We start from the raw sequence: 16,791 nt of genomic DNA, 5'->3' as shown, positions 1-16,791 counted from the left end.
TCGTTCATGAAAATCCTTTCCACTCTGGCGCTGGCCTCCGCCACACTGATTGCCCCGCTCACCGCCGCTTTTGCGACCGATCTGCCCGATCTGGGCGGGCGCGAGATCGTCGTGGTGACGGAAAACGCCTATCCGCCCTTGCAGTTCATCGACGGGTCGGGCGAGGCCGTGGGTTGGGAATACGATGCCATGGCGGAGATCGCCAAACGTCTGAACGCCACGCTCGACTATGAGAACATCTCCTGGGACGCAATGATCCCGGCGGTCTCTGAAGGTCAGTACGACATGGGTATGACCGGCATCACCATTCGCGAAGATCGCGTCGAAATAGTCGATTTCTCCGACGCTTACATGCGGTCTGAAATGGTCATGCTGGTGCGTGGCGATGAAAGCCGTTTCACCGATGCCGCCTCTTTTGCCGCCGATGCGGATTTGCTTCTGGCGGCCCAGCCCGGCACCACGCCTTTCTATGTCGGGGTCTATGACGTGCTCGACGGGGATGAGGCCAATCCGCGCGTGAAACTCTTCGAGACCTTCGGGGCCTGTGTGCAGGCCTTGCGCGCGGGCGATGTCGATCTTGTGCTGACCGACGGGACGGCGGGCAACGGCTATGTCGCGGCCTCTGAGGGCGCGCTCAAGATCGTGGGCGAAAAACTCGGGACCGAGGATTTCGGGTTCATCTTCCCGAAAGGATCCGACCTCGTGGCGCCGATCAATGCGGCGATTGCTTCCATGAAAGAGGATGGTACGATCGAGGCGCTCAACACCAAATGGTTCCTCGATTACAAGATAGGCGAATAAGGCTTGCGACCTGCCAAGGCCCCCTCTGACGGGTCAAAAGATTTTCCCTGGTGGCTTGTCGCGCTGATTGCTTTGGGCGGCTACCTGTTCTACCGGGTGATTGCCGACGATCTTTATGCCAAGGTGCTGAGCACGCTCTCAAAAGGCATCTGGGTGACGGTTTTCGTCACCCTCGTGGCCTTTGTGCTCGCCACCCTTCTGGGCCTTCTGATCGCCACCGCCTCGCTTTCGCGTTTCACCGCGTTGCGTCAGATCGCGCGATTCTACACGGAAGTGGTGCGCGGCGTGCCGATCCTCGTGCTTCTGCTCTACGTGGCCTTCGTGATCGCGCCCATGCTGGTCACGGCGGTGAATTCCATGACCGTGCCCTTGGGGTTCGATCCGCTCCGGACGCGGGATTTTTCCCTGATGTGGCGGGCCATTATTGCGCTGACCATCGGTTATTCTGCCTTCATCTCGGAGGTGTTTCGTGCGGGACTTCTCTCTGTCGACAAGGGGCAGATCGAGGCCGCCGAGGCGCTTGGTCTCAACGGCTGGCTGCGGTTTCGGCTGATCGTCTTTCCGCAGGCCCTGCGCACGGTACTGCCGCCTCTGGGCAACGATTTCATCGCGATGATCAAGGACAGTTCGCTTGTCTCCGTTTTGGGCGTCACCGATATCACGCAATTGGGCAAGGTCACCTCCGCGGGCAATTTTCGCTATTTCGAGACCTATAACGTGGTCGCTCTGCTCTACTTGCTGATGACCATCTCGCTCTCTCTGGCGCTCAGGCGGCTGGAGCGACATCTGCGCGAGCGCTCCTCCTGAGCGATGCGCAGCATCCTGTGCATATTCACGCTCTGGACCTTTTGCAGGACGAGGGATAGCAGGGGGCATGAGCGATTTCATCCTGTCCCTTGAAGGTACCGAAACGGGTCACCACGCGGCGCTGATTCTGGCGCTGATGGCGGCTTTCCTGCATGCCCTGTTCGGTGCGCTGCAAAAGGGGCGGCACGATCCCTGGCTCTCGCGCGGTGCGATGGATTTCTTTTACGGGCTGATGGCCGCGCCTTTCGCGCTCTTCGTCGTGCCATGGCCCGAGCCGCATATGTGGATCATCTTTCTCGGCATGTTCCTGATCCATCTGGGCTACAAGATCGCGCAGGGGTACACCTACACCAAAGGGGCCTACACCGTGGTCTATCCGGTGGTGCGCGGTTCCGGGCCGCTCTTTGCCGTCATCGGTGCGGGGTTCGTCTTTGGCGAGCATTTCACGCTGATCCAATGGCTGGGCGTTCTGGTGCTGCTCTCCGGCATCTTCGGGCTGGCGATCTACAACCTGCGTACCATCACGGTCGGGCGGGAGACCATGGTGCCCGCCCTGATGCTTGCGGTTCTGACCGGGGCTTTCGTGGCGCTTTACACCACCTATGACGCCTACGGTATTCGCGCCACCGCCGATCCGTTTACCTTCCTCGCGTGGTTCTTCTTCCTCGACGGGCTGGTGATGCCGGTGGTGGCCTTTCTGCGCTATCGCCAGATGGAATATAAACCCGCGCTTGCCCCGCTTGCCGTCAAAGGCTTCTTCGGCGGCATCGTGGCCTATTTCTCTTTCGGCTGTATCATGCTCGCCACCCGGCTGGACAATGTCGGCGAGGCCGCTGTGCTACGGGAAACCTCGACCGTATTTGCCGCGCTCATCGGCTGGATCGTGCTGGGCGAAAAGGTGGGGCCTAGAAGATTGTCCCTCATGGCCTTGATTGCCGTCGGCGCGGTCATAGTTGAGATGGGTGGCTAAGAGGAAACGCATGTCAGAGCAACCTGAGAAACAGATGAAACCCTGGATCAAACCGACGCTGGAAATGGGTCCGATCCTCGCGTTTTTCGCGGGCTATATCGCGCTGCGCGATCATACCTTCCTGATCGCGGGCTCGGAATATTCCGGTTTCATCGTCATGACGGCGGTGTTCATCCCGCTTCTGGCGCTCTCGACGCTTGTGCTCTGGCGGCTCACCGGCAAGCTGTCGGCGATGCAGATCATGACGCTGGTGCTGGTTGTCGTCTTTGGCGGGTTGACGATCTGGCTCAATGACGAACGCTTCTTCAAGATGAAGCCGACGATGATCTATCTGATGTTCGGGGCCATCTTGGGTCTCGGTCTCTTGCGCTCGAAAAGCTATCTCTCACTGGTTCTGGGCGAGGTGATGCCGCTCGATGCCGACGGCTGGCGCAAGCTCGAATTTCGCATGATGCTGTTCTTCTTCGGACTCGCGCTCGCCAATGAGGCGATTTGGAGGACGATGACCACCGACACATGGGTCAAGTTCAAGACGTTCGGCCTGCCCATTGCCATGCTCGCCTTCTTCATGAGCCAGTCCGGGCTGATGGCGCGGCATTCGACCGAAGAGGCCGATAAGGACGCGGCGGAGTAAGCCTCCGCTTTCGGGGTCAGCTTCCGGTGATCGTATAGGGCAGGTAGGCGATGGCCAGCGCTGCCTTGCCGGTCAGGCTCAGCCCTTCGATCAGGATGTCCTGTCCCGGCGCGCCGGACACGATGCGGTCCACCAGCTCTTCCGAGGCAATCATGGACAGGAGCGCAGGGGAGCGCATCAGGGCGGCATGCCCCAGAGGATCGCCCATAGGTGCGCCGGAGGTGTCGATGACCACCACGCCGAGACGACGCAGATCCTCGATATTTTCCGCCTCGCCCACACGTGGATGCCCGCCGGTGAGCACGGCGGAAATCTTGAGCGCCCGGTCGCGACGGGAGGCGAAGACCGCCAGATCCACATCGTAAGGCCGCAAATCCACCACCTGTCGCCGGAACAGATCGACGTCAATGTCGGGCTGAACCAGAGCCACGCCGATCAGCCTGGACAGCGTCCTGCGGTCGCCTTGCAAGGCCAGCCGCTTGAGCGCCTCCATCGCCAGAAGTCCGCCCATGGAATGTGCCAGCACCATGATGTTCTCGGCGTGGCTTTTGCACAGCATCCGCAGGGTCTCGGCCAGTGCCGTTCGGGCGTAGAGGACGGAATCGCGGTCATAAGCATAGCGCGACAGCCGCCCGGCAGAGGGCCATGAGAATAGCACCATCGGTTGCCCGAGGTCGAAATCCGTGGCGATCTGCGCCGCCCGAAACACCGCGCCGGGGTAGGAAACGTTATAGCCATGCACGAAGAGCACGACGTTGCGTTCGCCTTTCGGCAGGGTGCGCAGGCGTGCGTTCAGCCGGTTGAGGAACCCGCGTTCGTCCGGGAAATGCGTGCTTTGGGTGACGAAGAACTGGCGGTCGGGATCGAGCGTGCTGCGTGGAAAGGAAAACTCGCCCGGTTTGCGATCCGGCGGCACGGAAATCCCGTAGTCGCAATAAAACATCCGGTCGGAGCGCAGGCTGTCGAATTCGAGGCCTTGTGCGGCGGACACCCGCCGGTTGGTCACGACCAGAAGGTCCCGGCGCCGGGCGACGGGGATATCCGATATATCCGGCGGGATGGTCATTTGCGGCACCGAGCAGCCGCTCAGCGCCAGTGCCCCCACGCCCAGAACCATGTCCCGCCGGGTCAGGATCACGCTTTTGGCCCTTGTTTTGCCCCCTGACCGAAGAGCACTTTTTGTGCATCCTTGTCATCGGCCACATTGCTGCGCTTCTCGGCGGCGAGAGCGCGGCCACGCTGAACGCCCGGGCGCGAGGCGATTCGTGCGATCCAGCGTTTGAGATGTGGCTTGTCGTCCAGCGTCTGTTCCTGTTTCTCCCACAGAGAGGCCCAGGGCCAGATCGCCATGTCGGCAATGGAATAGAAATCGCCCGCAACGAATTCCTCCTCGGCCAGCCGCCGGTCGAGGACGCCGTAGAGCCGCGCGACCTCATTGCGATAGCGGTTCTTGGCATAGGGCAGATCGTTCGGCGGCTCCATGTTGGGCGCATAGCTCAGGAAGTGATGCGCCTGACCGGCCATCGGGCCAAGACCGCCCATCTGCCACATCAGCCATTGATCCACCGTGGTCCGGTCGCGTTCGCCGCCGCCGTAGAACTTGTCGGATTTGCGCGCGAGATATTGCAGGATCGCCCCGCTTTCGAAAATCGAGATCGGTCGCCCGCCGGGGCCTTCCGGGTCGACAATGGCGGGCATGCGGTTGTTCGGGGAAATCTTGAGAAACTCGGGGTCGAATTGTTCGCCCTTGCCGATGTTCACGAGTTTCACCTCATAGGGCAGATCCATCTCTTCGAGCGCGATGGAGATTTTCCAGCCGTTCGGTGTTGGCCAGTAGTAAAGCGTGATGGGGGTGTCGATCATTTGTCTAAGGCCCGTGCAGTCATCCGGATGTTGGATGCGCGTCAGGATGACGCTTTGCGCGAAAAGGACAAGGGAGAACCGACAGATTCTTGCGCACGCCACCGTGATCTGGGCGGGATCGGCTGCACGCTGTCCTGCAACAGGGCCAGTGGCAGGCGCTCGGGCGTGCGCAGGACGACGCGGTAGAGATCGAAGAGCCCTTCGCGCAGGTAAGGAGACCAGTGGCAGACACGTCGGTCGGGGGCGGGGATCGGGTAGCCGAGCCCGGCGAGCGCCGCCCGCGCCATCGAATCGTCAATTGCGAGATCGCACCAGTTGCGCCGCACTTCGCCAAGCCCCGCTCCAAGCGCACGCGAGGCCCCGTGTTCGGCGGGCAGGGCCATCTCGAACATCAGGTCGTAGAACCGGTTTTCCCGCGAGGTGACGTTGAGAATTTCCGTCGCGCGTCCGGCCTCGCTGTCGAGGGCATGGAGCGCGGCGGAGCGGAATTCCGCCCCGGCCAGAAGGATCGCGCGCCGCACCGCACCGGCAGGCAGGCGGGGCAGGGCCGAAAGGATCACCCGCGCGCCGAGGGAATGGCCGATCAGTTGCACGGGCCGGTCCATTTTCCAGATCAACCGGGCCAGCGCCTCCCCGGTCTGGCGGGCCATGTCGAAGGCCTGCCAGATCGTGCCGCGCGCTTCCCAGCCGAGCGCGATGCAAAGGCCCTCCTGCGCCGTTCCGGTGCCGAAGCCGAGGGCGCGCGGCCAGCTCAGCACCTTGCGCGAACTGAGACCGGGATCGAGGGCGAGGATATGATCGTGCGGATCATGCGCCGGGGCACGGGGTGAAAACTTGTAGCCATGGAGACAGATCACCACGGGCGCGCCCTTGGGCGTGGCGTCGAGCGCGTGACGCAGGCGCACACGGGTCTCGGGCGGCAGAAAGGGGCCGTCGGCGTTGATCTTCAAAAGGGGCATGGCACCCGCCTCTGATGGTACTGCTCGCGCGCGAAGATGCGTGGGGATTGTCACGATGCTGCGACAGCGCGGTGAATCTTTGTTAACGGGGGCGGGGGCTGTTGACAGAATGTCGCAGGATTTGTACGCCACGGGCCATGTGGCGATTTGTTCTCCGGATTGCGGGCCACGATAAACATACCGCTAAAGAGGTCAGGACGAGACACCAGGTTGGTCAGAACCTGCCGTGCCCCAGCCCTTGATCGAATGGGGATTAGGAATGGCGAAAGGGATCACATGACCAGAAAAGACTGGAAAACCCGTACGAAACTCATCCATGACGGTGTACGCCGCTCGCAATATGGCGAGGTGTCCGAGGCGTTGTTTCTGACGCAGGGCTTTGTCTACGACACGGCCGAGGCGGCGGAAGCGCGCTTTGTCGATCAGGGTGAGGATGAGTTCATCTATGCCCGTTACGGCAATCCTACGACGCGTATGTTCGAGGACCGGATGGCCGCGATCGAGGGTTGCGAGGACGCCTTTGCGACCGCTTCCGGCATGGCTGCCGTTGCAGGTGCGCTGATGTCGATCTTGAAGGCGGGCGATCATTTGGTGTCCTCGAAGGCCTTGTTCGGCTCCTGCCTCTATATCGTCACCGAAGTGCTGCCGAAATTCGGGGTGGAGACGACGCTGGTCGATGGCACGAACCTTGATGAATGGAAAGCCGCGATCCGGCCCGACACCAAGGCGGTGTTCTGCGAGAGCATTTCCAACCCGACGCTGGAGGTGATCGACCTCAGGGCGGTCTCTGAGCTGGCTCATGCGGTCGGCGCGCTCGTGGTGGTGGACAACGCCATGTGCACGCCGATCTTCTCCTACGCCAAGGAATGTGGTGCGGACCTGATCATCTATTCCACAACGAAGCATGTGGACGGGCAGGGGCGCTGTCTCGGCGGCATCATCGCGGGCGACAAGGACCTGATCCGGGGGCCCGTGGAAATGTATATCAAGCACACCGGCGGCGCGATTTCACCGTTCAACGCCTGGATTCAACTCAAATCCCTCGACACGCTCGACCTGCGTGTGCGGCAACAGGCAGCGACGGCGATGAGGCTTTGCGAGGTGCTCGACGGGCACCCGGCGCTCGCTTCTGTGCGCTACCCGTCCTACAAATCACACCCGCAATACGATCTCGCGAAGTCCCAATCCGAGGCCTCGGGCACCGTGATCACCGTCGATCTCAAGGGTGGTAAGGAGGCGGCATTCAAATTTCTCAACGCGCTTGAGGTGTTTACGCTCTCGAACAATTTCGCCGATGCCAAATCCATCGCGACTCATCCTTGCACCACGACGCACAAGAACGTGCCGGTGGAGAAACGCCCGGAGCTTGGTCTCACGGACGGTCTGGTGCGGTTGTCGATGGGGCTTGAGGATACGGATGACATCATCGCGGACATTCTGCACGCGCTCGACGCCGTTTGATCCAGAGGCAAATCTCCTTCGTATTGGTAAATAGTTCAGAACCTCCTATATGAGGGCCAAAGGGGATTTGCGATGAACATCCAGACGAGCGATCTTGAGAAAAATGACAGAGCGGCCGCCGAGGCCGCTCTCGCCACCCTACGCGACTGGGCCAAGAGTGCGACGCCCACGGAAGTGGCCGAGCTTGATCCGGCCATCGCGCGGCTCTTGCCCGAAGCGGACGATTTCGCCAATTACCCGGCACTGCGTCGGGCGTACCCGGAGGATTTCGAGGTCTCGGAGGCCTATAAACAAGGTCTGCCGGATCTGCAAAACGGTCCGGAGAGTCTGATCAAGGGGGCGAAACGGCAGATTCAGCATGTTGGCATCTCGAATTTCCGTCTGCCGATCCGGTTCAAGACCCGTGACAGTTTGAACGGTGCGGGTGATCTGACGCTTGAAACCTCCGTCACCGGCACCGTGTCTTTGGAGGCGGAGAAAAAGGGCATCAACATGTCCCGCATCATGCGCTCTTTCTACAAACACGCGGAGCGGAGCTTTTCCTTCGAGGTGATCGAGGCGGCGCTTCGGGATTATCAAAGCGACCTCGAAAGTTTCGATGCCCGTATCCAGATGCGGTTTTCCTTTCCGGTCAAACGCCGCTCCCTGCGTTCCGGGCTTGAGGGGTACCAGTATTACGACATCGCGCTGGAGCTTGTGGAGCAGGGCGGTAAAATGACGGAAATCATGCATCTGGACTATGTTTACAGCTCTACTTGCCCCTGTTCTCTTGAACTTTCCGAACATGCCCGCCGCACCCGGCATCAGCTTGCCACGCCACATTCGCAACGCTCCGTGGCGCGGGTTTCGGTCGAGGTGAAGAACCAGCCGGACACGCTCTGGTTCGAGGACCTGATTGATCTCTGCCGGACCGCCATCCCGACCGAAACGCAGGTGATGGTGAAGCGCGAGGACGAACAGGCCTTTGCGGAACTCAATGCCGCCAATCCGATTTTCGTCGAGGATGCGGCGCGGCTTTTCTCCGAAGTGCTGGAAAACGACCGCCGCATCGGCGATTTCCGTGTCATCGCCTCGCATCAGGAAAGCCTGCATTCTCACGATGCGGTATCGGTGTTGACCGAAGGCGAAACCTTCGCCGCGCAGAGCCTCGATCCGAAACTGTTTTCGACCTTGTTTCACGTCGGTTGAGCCGCCTGCGACGCCGCTGCCCCGAAGGCGCGCTTGACTTGTCCGCGAAGCCCGGCCAAGCCTTGGCGCCATGACGGATTTACGCCCAGTCGGATATGTGATCGGAACGCTCGTCGGCCTCCTCGGCCTGACGATGGCGATTCCTATGGCGATGGATCTCGCCACGGGGTCGGGCGAGTGGCACGTGTTCTTTCGGGCCGGGGTGATCACCTTCGTTGCCGGTGTGACGCTTGCCCTTGCCACGCAGAACGGTCAGCAACAGGGGCTGTCGATCCGGCAGATGTTCCTGTTGACCTCGCTGATCTGGCTCATCCTGCCGCTGTTCGGGGGCATTCCCTTCATGCTCGGTGCGACGGAGGCGAGCCTGACGGATGCGTTTTTCGAATCCATGTCGGGCATGACCACCACCGGCTCCACCGTCTTCTCCGGTCTCGACGATCTGCCCGCGGGCATTTTGTTGTGGCGCTCGATGTTGCAATGGTTCGGCGGCGTGGGGATCATTGTTGTCGCCATGGTGTTCCTGCCGGAACTCAAGGTCGGCGGCATGCAGGTGTTCCGTTCCGAGGCCTTTGATACGGATGGCAAGGTGTTGCCACGCGCGGGGGAGATTGCCGCACGCATCTCGGTGATCTACATCGCCCTGACGATTGCCTGTTTTCTCGGCTATATTCTTGTGGGCATGAATGTTTTCGATGCGCTGAACCATGCTTTGACGACACTTTCCACCGGCGGGTTCTCCACCCGAGATGCGTCGTTCGGGGCCTTCCAGGGGCCGGCGGAATATGTCTCCTCCTTCTTCATGATCTTGGCCAGCCTGCCCTTCGTACGCTATGTGCAACTGCTGGCAGGCACCGCCAAGCCGCTGTGGCGTGACACGCAAATCCACGCCTATCTCGCGATCATTTTCGCCCTGACGATCGGCTTTGCGATCTATCGCCTGATCGTCAATCAGGACCACTTCGAACATTCCTTCCGTGAAGGCCTGTTCAACGTCACCTCAATCATTTCCGGCACCGGCTATGCCTCCACCGATTATCAGCTTTGGGGCGCGTTCCCGGCGGTGGCGTTTTTCTTCATCGGGTTGATCGGTGGCTGCGCGGGCTCGACCGCCTGTTCGGTCAAGGTCTTCCGCTATCAGCTTCTCTGGGCGTCGATGCGGGCGCAAATCCGCAAGATCCACAGTCCTAACGGGGTCTTCACCCCGCGCTATCAGGGCCATCCGGTGACCGAGGACGTGTTGTCTTCCGTCATGGCTTTCTTTTCGTTCTTCATCGTGACGCTGGGCCTCACGGCGGTGCTTCTGGCGGCCACCGGGCTCGATTTCATCACTGCTGTCTCGGGGGCTGCGACGGCGCTGGCCTGTGTCGGGCCGGGCCTTGGGGAGATCATCGGGCCTGCGGGGAATTTCGAGACGGTGAACACGCCGGCGAAATGGATACTGGCCATAGCCATGCTGATCGGGCGGCTTGAGGTGATGTCGGTTTTCGCCCTTTTCACGATCCGGTTCTGGCGGGCATAATCCGTTCGACAGGAGGACGGGCATGAGTGACACCAGCGAGAGCGACAAGAGCGATCCGCATGTGATGAGTTTCTACCGGGTGCGGCAGGCACTGGGCGTGGTGGCGCTGATCCTGCCCCCGGCGCTGATTGTCGGCGGTATGGGGCTTGAGGGTTCGCTGCGCGACAGCGTTTCGAATTTCTTCTTCTCGCCGCTGCGCGAGATGTTCACTGGATCGCTCGCCGCCATCGGTGTGTTCCTGATTTCCTACAAGGGCTATCCGCGCCGCTCCGACGAGACCTTCTCGGATCAGGTGCTGGCCTCTGTTGCCGGAATCTCCGCCCTGCTCGTGGCGTTTTTCCCGTCGCTGGCCGATTGTATTCCGCCGGAGGGTATGGCGCATTGCGTGCCCCCCGCGGAAACCGTGACGCAAAAGCTGATCGGTGTAAGCGCGTCTTCCTGGGTGCATAATCTTTCGGCGGTGGTCTTTTTCCTGTGCCTCGTCATCTTCTGCCTCGTGCAGTTTCCCAAGACCGAAAGCCGCGTGCGCCCCTATATCTACAAAGCCTGTGGCTACGGCATCCTTGTCGCTCTGGCGGGGATTGCCGGGGCTTTTGCCATGGCGCGCTGGGGCGGAGCGGAGACGTTCGTCAATGTGCATAACCTGATCTTCTGGGGCGAGGCTGCGGGTATCTGGATTTTTGCGCTAGCCTGGCTGACAAAGGGCAAGGCGGATCAGGCGGCGCTTGCGCTTTTGCGCCGTGCTGTGTCCCCGGAAAAATAAAACCCCGCTTGGGAGCGGGGTTTTCAAGGGGCGTACTGAAAAGGCTCAGTTCCAGCAATTCACCAAAACCGTGAGATCGCGCCCGATGCGGACCAGATCGGCATCGGACGTGGTGCTCTCGGACGCGGAAACGGTCACGCCGTGGCCGGACAGGAAGCCCGCGATCTTTTCCATGTCATAGGCAAAGGCCACATCCTCCGGCAGGCTGCGGGCCTGCGCCTCGGGGATAGCGTCTTTCGCGGCGAGCATGCCGATCACCGCGCCGGAGTTGTTCAAAAGCGGGCCGCCCGCCTCGCCCGGAAGCGTGGTCATCGCCAGACGCAAAAGGTCCTCTTCGCCCGACAGCCCCTTGTGCTCGGCCATCAGCCCGTAGTTCAGCGTCGGCGCATCGAGACGACCGGCATAGGCATAGCCCGACACGGAGACCTCGGACTGAAGACGCGGCAGCTGGCTGTCGAACTTCGCCACCGCCAGAGGGGCAAGGGTCTCGACCGGGGTCAAAAGCGCCATGCCGTCCTCGGTCGCGGTCACCGTGGCCTCGTAGCCATCGTCGATGGTGATTCTGGCGCAGGAGGCGACGAGATCGGCGGAGGTTAGAACCGCGCCCTTGTCATCGACGTAAAAGCCGGAGCCGGCCTTGTCCGGGCGGCGAATGTCGAGCCCGGCCAGAAGGTCGATGTCTTGCGCGGCGCCCTCGCCGTAGGCATCAGGCAGTACGCCATCGAGCGTTGCGAAGCTGGTTTTCATCGCGTCGAGTGCCATCTGATGCCGGGTCTCGTCATCCGTCGTCTTCGGCGTCGGCCAGATCAGGGTCCAGCCCTTCACGGTCCCGTTCACCAGACGCGCCTCGGTGTGCGAGGTGATCTCCGTATTGGTGCCGGTGAGGGTGAAGGATTTGCTGTCGCGCGAACGTGGGCCCTCCATGGGTACGATTTCAAGCGTCTGCATGATCTCGTAAAGGCCGCCCAGTGTGGCTTCATCACCGGTCTGCGAGATCAGCAGGACCTGCACGCCGGAGCTGTCCTTCGATTTGTATTTCGCAAATGGCGGCGCGTAGGCGTCGAACCCGACCAGCCCCAAGGGCAGGGACAGCGTGACGCCAGCCACCTCATCGGCTACGGGAGTCAACCCGAGGCTGTCGATCACGGTGCGATAAGCTCCGAGCACCTCTTCGCGTTGCTGCGTGGTCAGGACGCCTGTGACGTCATAGCCCTTGAGCGCTTGCCAGTCGGACATGGCGCGCCGCGTGCCGGGACCGAATGCACCGTCGATGCCGGAGTCATAAACGCCGGCGAATTTGAGCGCGGTCTGAAGCGCCTCGCGGTCTTCGCGGTTGAGCGCACGCTCGGAGGCACGGGCCTCGGCGGGGGTCTCATCGGGAAGCGTGATGGGCATGTTTTCGACTGGCAGATCCTCGGCGGGCATCGCGGTCTCGGTCACTTCGGGAACCGTGACCTCGGTTGCAACATCCGGCGTTGTCGCCGTGGGCAGGGTCGAAAGCGTCGCCCCCACCGGCCAGAACGGCTGGCGATACTGGGTGCCGTCGGTCAGGTAGCTATCGCTGGGGATCATTCCCTGCGCGCGGAGCGTCAGACGGGCGGCCTCGGCTTCCGCCTCGGTCGCGTAGGGGCCGAGTGCGATGGCATTCCACCGTCCCGGAAGTTCGAAACCCACCACATTCGGCAGACGCCCGGCATAGCCGCGGGCGGCCTCGGTTGCCTCTGTCAGGGAGGGTTGCGCTTCGATCTGAATCCATTGTTCGGCGTACAAGGCCGTGGTGAGCAACAGTGTGGCGGCGAGCCCCAGCGGGGCAGCGGCGAGAGACCTTTTCATGAAAACCCTTTACGTTCCTGCGGACCCTTTGGCCCTTATATTGTGGTTTAAGAAAACAGGTTTGACGTGAAGGTCAACATGCTGTGGAGAGGCATGGGCGCAAATGGCGGGCTTGTGATGTAAAACTGCCGGGAAATCGGCCTTGGCGGACCGGTGCGGGTTGCCTTGTCATTGACGCCCCCGCCGGGCCCCGCTAGGGATGTGCCCGCGTTTGATCAGCAGAATTGGCGAAAGAACCCATGTCCCTGTCCCCCTCCGAGAGTGTCGAGAAACCGCGGTCTTTTCAGGAGATCATCCTGAGGCTCCAGAGCTATTGGGCCTCGCGAGGTTGCGCTATTTTACAGCCCTATGACATGGAAGTGGGCGCGGGAACATTCCACCCGGCCACGACGCTGCGTTCGCTGGGTTCGACCGCCTGGGCCGCCGCCTATGTTCAGCCTTCGCGCCGTCCCACCGACGGGCGCTATGGCGAGAACCCGAACCGGTTACAGCATTACTATCAGTATCAGGTGCTGATCAAACCGTCGCCGCCGGATTTGCAGGACCTGTACCTCGGCTCCCTGAAAGCCATCGGCATCGACACCGATCTGCATGACATCCGTTTCGTTGAAGACGACTGGGAAAGCCCCACTCTGGGGGCCTGGGGGCTTGGCTGGGAGGTCTGGTGCGACGGGATGGAAGTCAGCCAGTTCACCTATTTCCAGCAGGTCGGGGGCCATGATTGCAAACCGGTCTCGGGTGAGCTGACCTACGGGCTTGAGCGTCTGGCGATGTATGTGTTGGGGATCGACCACGTTATGGACATGCCGTTTAACGATCCGCAATCGCCGATCCCGCTGACTTATGGCGATGTCTTCAAACAGACCGAGGAAGAATATTCCCGGCACAATTTCGACGCCGCCAACACCGAAATGCTCCTGAAGCATTTCGAAGAGGCGGAGGCGGAATGCCACGCGCTTCTGGACAATCCGGCGGAAGATCCGAAAACCGGCAAGCGTATCATCATGGTCCACCCGGCCTATGACCAATGCATCAAAGCTTCGCACCTGTTCAACCTTTTGGACGCGCGCGGCGTGATCTCGGTGACCGAGCGTCAGGCCTATATCGGACGGGTGCGCACGTTGGCCAAGGCCTGTGCCGACGCCTTCGTGCAGACCACGGCGGGTGGTTGGATGCCCGAGGCGCAGAGCGCATGAACGGCAAGCTGATCGCAGGGTTTATCGTGGTGCTCGCACTCGTTTTCGGCGCTGGCCTCTATTACACGCAGGTCTATGCCTATTACGACCGGCTGGACGCCTCTGCGCCCGCCGCCACGATCCATGCGACCAGCTTTGCGGGACTGCCTGAGGACATCATCGCCGAGAATTTCGAAGGTATCGACGCCGACACCTCACCGATCAAGTTCCGCGCCTGTTTTACCACGCCGCTTTCCGTGGCGATGATGACCGAAACCTTCCAGCCCTACGACCGCCCCGCGCCGCTGATCGCGCCCTCGTGGTTTTCGTGTTTTGATGCCAAACGCATCGGTGCCGATCTTGAGGCGGGGCTGGCCATCGCCTTTATGGGCGAAGAGAATATCACCTATGGCATCGACCGTGTGATTGCCGTCTATCCGGACGGGCGCGGCTATGCCTGGAACCAGATCAACCGTTGCGGGGCGGCCGTATTCGACGGCGATCCCGCGCCTGCGGGCTGTCCGCCCGCCCCTGAAGGAAACTGACCCATGGCTGACTTGCTGATCGAGCTTTTCTCCGAAGAAATCCCGGCCCGGATGCAGAAACGTGCCTCCGAGGACCTGAAATCTCTGGTGACGAACGGTCTCGTCGAGGCCGGTCTGACCTATGCCTCTGCGGGCGCTTTTGCCACGCCCCGCCGTCTGGCTTTGTCGATTGAGGGGCTATTGGACGCGTCCCCGACCACGGTCGAGGAACGCAAGGGCCCGCGCGTCGATGCGCCCGAAAAAGCGCTGGAGGGTTTCCTGCGTGGGGCAGGGGTAACGAAAGACGAGCTTGAGATTCGTGACGAGAAAAAAGGTCAGGTCTATTTTGCCAAGATCACTAAACCCGGTCGTCCGGCGTCGGAGATCGTGGCCGAGGTACTGGAAGCGACCGTGCGCAATTTCCCTTGGCCAAAGTCGATGCGCTGGGGCGCGGGAAGCCTCAAATGGGTGCGTCCGTTGCATTCGATTGTCTGTCTGATGAGCCGCGAAGACGGGGCCGAAGTGGTGCCGCTTGAGATCGACGGCATCACCTCCAGGAACACTGTCTGGGGCCACCGTTTCATGTCCTCGGGCAGTTTCAAGGTAACCTCTTTCGACGATTACGTCGCGAAACTGAAACAGAATTTCGTCATTCTCGACCCGCAAGAGCGCGCCGATCACATCTGGCACGATGCGACCAATCAGGCCTTTGCGCAGGGATTGGAAGTCGTTGAGGACAAAGGGCTTTTGGCCGAAGTCGCCGGCCTCGTGGAATGGCCGGTGGTGTTGATGGGGGAGATCGGGGCGGATTTCCTCGACCTGCCGCCCGAGGTGCTCCAGACCTCGATGAAAGAGCATCAGAAATTCTTTTCTGTCCGCAATCCGAAGACAGGGCGGATCGAGAAATTCGTAACCGTCGCCAACCGTGAAACCGCCGACAATGGCACAACCATTCTGGCGGGAAACCAGAAAGTGCTTTCCGCGCGGTTGTCCGATGCGAAATTCTTCTGGGAAAACGATGTGCGCACGGTGGAGCGGGAAGGGCTCGAAGCCATGGCCGCCCCGCTCGCCAACGTGACCTTCCACAACAAGCTCGGGTCGCAGGGCGCGCGCATCGCCCGGATCGCTCAACTGGCCCATGACATTGCGCCCATCGTCGGTGCGAAAAGGCACGAGGCGGAACTGGCTGCGAAAGTTGCCAAGGCCGACCTGTCCTCGGAGATGGTCTACGAATTCCCCGAACTGCAAGGCATCATGGGCCGTTATTATGCCAAGATCGCCGGGTTGTCCGATGCTGTGGCCGATGCCTGCCGTGACCACTATTCGCCGCTCGGGCCCTCCGACGATGTGCCGACCGATCCGGTGTCTGTGGCCGTCGCACTGGCCGACAAGCTCGACACGCTGACCGGCTTCTGGGCCATCGACGAGAAACCCACCGGTTCGAAAGACCCGTTTGCGCTGCGCCGCGCAGCTCTGGGTGTGATCCGTCTTCTGATCACCAACGACGTGCGCATGAGCCTTGATCGCTTCATCGACGCCCAGCTTCTGTTGCACAAGATCGCTGCGGCGGATGAAAATGACGGTGTTATCGACACGCTGAAAGAAATCCTCGATGAGATCGCCGAACACGGTGTCTTCGGTGCGGCGTTCGACGCGATTTCCGACAAACTCTCGGATGACGAGAAAGACGCGGTGAAATCCGTGGCGGGGGCGGTGCCGGACACCTCCGACGATCTCTTGTCCTTCTTCCATGATCGCTTGAAAGTCTTCCTGCGTGACGAGGGCATTCGTCACGACGTGATCGACGCCTGTCTCGCGATGCCGGGCAATGACGATATCACGCTTCTGGTGAAACGCGCTCGCGCGTTGCAGGCGATGCTCGACACGGAAGACGGCACCAACCTGATCCAAGGCTTCAAACGCGCCAATAACATCCTGACGCAGGCCGAAGAGAAGGACGGTGTCGAATACAGCTTTGGCCCGGACGTCAAATTCGCAGAGACCGACGAGGAGAAAGCACTGTTTGCCGCGCTCGATGCCGCGTCTGATGCGATCAAACCGGCGATGAAGGATGAGGATTTTACCGCTGCCATGTCCGCCATGGCCGATATGCGCCCCGCGGTCGATGCTTTCTTCGAGGCAGTGCAAATCAACACCGACAACGACATCGTGCGGCGCAACCGGCTCAATCTTCTGGGCCGGATTCGCGAGATTTGCCTGTCGGTGGCCGATCTGACGCGGGTGGAGAGCTGATCCGTCCCCGTTGCCGGGATCGTTTTCCGGCAACGGTTTCT

The 16,791-nt window shown here is 61.0% G+C and carries 15 protein-coding genes and 1 riboswitch; of the genes, 11 read left to right on the top strand and 4 right to left on the bottom strand.

Annotated features, from left to right (window positions below; all coding sequences use genetic code 11):
- Positions 1 to 6: 6 nt before the first annotated feature.
- The 4 genes from C8N42_RS09755 to C8N42_RS09740 all read left to right on the top strand — a co-directional run bounded on the left by C8N42_RS09755 (position 7) and on the right by C8N42_RS09740 (position 3,212).
- Complete coding sequence (locus C8N42_RS09755; RefSeq protein WP_107816380.1) at positions 7 to 801, top strand: transporter substrate-binding domain-containing protein; 795 nt, start codon at positions 7 to 9, stop codon at positions 799 to 801.
- Positions 802 to 804: 3 nt separating this feature from the next.
- Positions 805 to 1,608: an amino acid ABC transporter permease gene (locus C8N42_RS09750; protein ID WP_107816379.1), complete on the top strand. Its 804-nt coding sequence runs from the start codon at positions 805 to 807 to the stop codon at positions 1,606 to 1,608.
- A gap of 67 nt (positions 1,609 to 1,675) precedes the next feature.
- Complete coding sequence (locus C8N42_RS09745) at positions 1,676 to 2,578, top strand: DMT family transporter (RefSeq protein WP_107816378.1); 903 nt, start codon at positions 1,676 to 1,678, stop codon at positions 2,576 to 2,578.
- A 10-nt stretch (positions 2,579 to 2,588) separates the two neighbouring features.
- Positions 2,589 to 3,212: an inner membrane-spanning protein YciB gene (locus C8N42_RS09740; protein WP_107816377.1), complete on the top strand. Its 624-nt coding sequence runs from the start codon at positions 2,589 to 2,591 to the stop codon at positions 3,210 to 3,212.
- A 16-nt stretch (positions 3,213 to 3,228) separates the two neighbouring features.
- Here the strand turns inward: C8N42_RS09740 and C8N42_RS09735 are convergent, their stop codons facing one another.
- Genes C8N42_RS09735 through C8N42_RS09725 form a run of 3 tightly spaced genes read right to left on the bottom strand, consistent with a single transcriptional unit; the run spans position 3,229 to position 6,034 of the window.
- Positions 3,229 to 4,350 carry an alpha/beta hydrolase gene (locus tag C8N42_RS09735; RefSeq protein ID WP_107816376.1) on the bottom strand — a complete coding sequence of 374 codons (1,122 nt, stop codon included), beginning with the start codon at positions 4,348 to 4,350 and terminating at the stop codon, positions 3,229 to 3,231.
- Positions 4,347 to 5,075, bottom strand: coding sequence for a glutathione S-transferase family protein (locus tag C8N42_RS09730; protein WP_107816375.1), 729 nt, complete (start codon positions 5,073 to 5,075; stop codon positions 4,347 to 4,349). The genes C8N42_RS09735 and C8N42_RS09730 overlap by 4 nt, the downstream gene beginning before the upstream one ends.
- 41 nt (positions 5,076 to 5,116) lie before the next feature.
- On the bottom strand, positions 5,117 to 6,034 hold the full coding sequence (locus C8N42_RS09725; RefSeq protein ID WP_107816374.1) for a DUF726 domain-containing protein: 918 nt from the start codon (positions 6,032 to 6,034) through the stop codon (positions 5,117 to 5,119).
- Between the two features lie 129 nt (positions 6,035 to 6,163).
- Positions 6,164 to 6,242: riboswitch (SAM riboswitch) on the top strand.
- A gap of 68 nt (positions 6,243 to 6,310) precedes the next feature.
- Between C8N42_RS09725 and metZ the strand changes: the two genes are divergently transcribed.
- The 4 genes from metZ to C8N42_RS09705 all read left to right on the top strand — a co-directional run bounded on the left by metZ (position 6,311) and on the right by C8N42_RS09705 (position 10,965).
- Positions 6,311 to 7,495, top strand: a complete 1,185-nt coding sequence (gene metZ, locus C8N42_RS09720) for an O-succinylhomoserine sulfhydrylase (RefSeq protein WP_107816373.1) — start codon at positions 6,311 to 6,313, stop codon at positions 7,493 to 7,495.
- Positions 7,496 to 7,567: 72 nt separating this feature from the next.
- Complete coding sequence (gene folE2 / locus C8N42_RS09715; protein WP_107816372.1) at positions 7,568 to 8,683, top strand: GTP cyclohydrolase FolE2; 1,116 nt, start codon at positions 7,568 to 7,570, stop codon at positions 8,681 to 8,683.
- Between the two features lie 70 nt (positions 8,684 to 8,753).
- On the top strand, positions 8,754 to 10,202 hold the full coding sequence (locus C8N42_RS09710; RefSeq protein ID WP_107816371.1) for a TrkH family potassium uptake protein: 1,449 nt from the start codon (positions 8,754 to 8,756) through the stop codon (positions 10,200 to 10,202).
- Between the two features lie 22 nt (positions 10,203 to 10,224).
- Positions 10,225 to 10,965, top strand: coding sequence for a hypothetical protein (locus C8N42_RS09705; RefSeq protein ID WP_107816370.1), 741 nt, complete (start codon positions 10,225 to 10,227; stop codon positions 10,963 to 10,965).
- 45 nt (positions 10,966 to 11,010) lie between these two features.
- Here C8N42_RS09705 and C8N42_RS09700 read toward each other — a convergent pair whose 3' ends face one another.
- A complete protein-coding gene (locus tag C8N42_RS09700; protein ID WP_107816369.1) occupies positions 11,011 to 12,798 on the bottom strand; it encodes a serine protease in 1,788 nt (595 codons plus the stop codon).
- A gap of 239 nt (positions 12,799 to 13,037) precedes the next feature.
- Here C8N42_RS09700 and C8N42_RS09695 point away from each other — a divergent pair, with 239 nt between their 5' ends.
- Genes C8N42_RS09695 through glyS form a run of 3 tightly spaced genes read left to right on the top strand, consistent with a single transcriptional unit; the run spans position 13,038 to position 16,750 of the window.
- The gene (locus tag C8N42_RS09695; protein WP_107816368.1) at positions 13,038 to 13,994 is read left to right on the top strand and encodes a glycine--tRNA ligase subunit alpha; all 957 of its coding nucleotides are present in this window, start codon (positions 13,038 to 13,040) and stop codon (positions 13,992 to 13,994) included.
- Entirely contained in the window at positions 13,991 to 14,518 is a 528-nt protein-coding gene (locus C8N42_RS09690; RefSeq protein WP_107816367.1) for a DUF6446 family protein, read from the top strand. Before C8N42_RS09695 ends, C8N42_RS09690 begins: the two co-directional genes overlap by 4 nt.
- 3 nt (positions 14,519 to 14,521) lie before the next feature.
- Complete coding sequence (glyS, locus tag C8N42_RS09685; RefSeq protein ID WP_107816366.1) at positions 14,522 to 16,750, top strand: glycine--tRNA ligase subunit beta; 2,229 nt, start codon at positions 14,522 to 14,524, stop codon at positions 16,748 to 16,750.
- Positions 16,751 to 16,791: the final 41 nt, after the last annotated feature.

Source organism: Celeribacter persicus (assembly GCF_003050785.1).
In the GTDB taxonomy this organism is placed as follows: domain Bacteria; phylum Pseudomonadota; class Alphaproteobacteria; order Rhodobacterales; family Rhodobacteraceae; genus Celeribacter; species Celeribacter persicus.
This window is presented reverse-complemented; position numbering and strand designations above follow the sequence as displayed.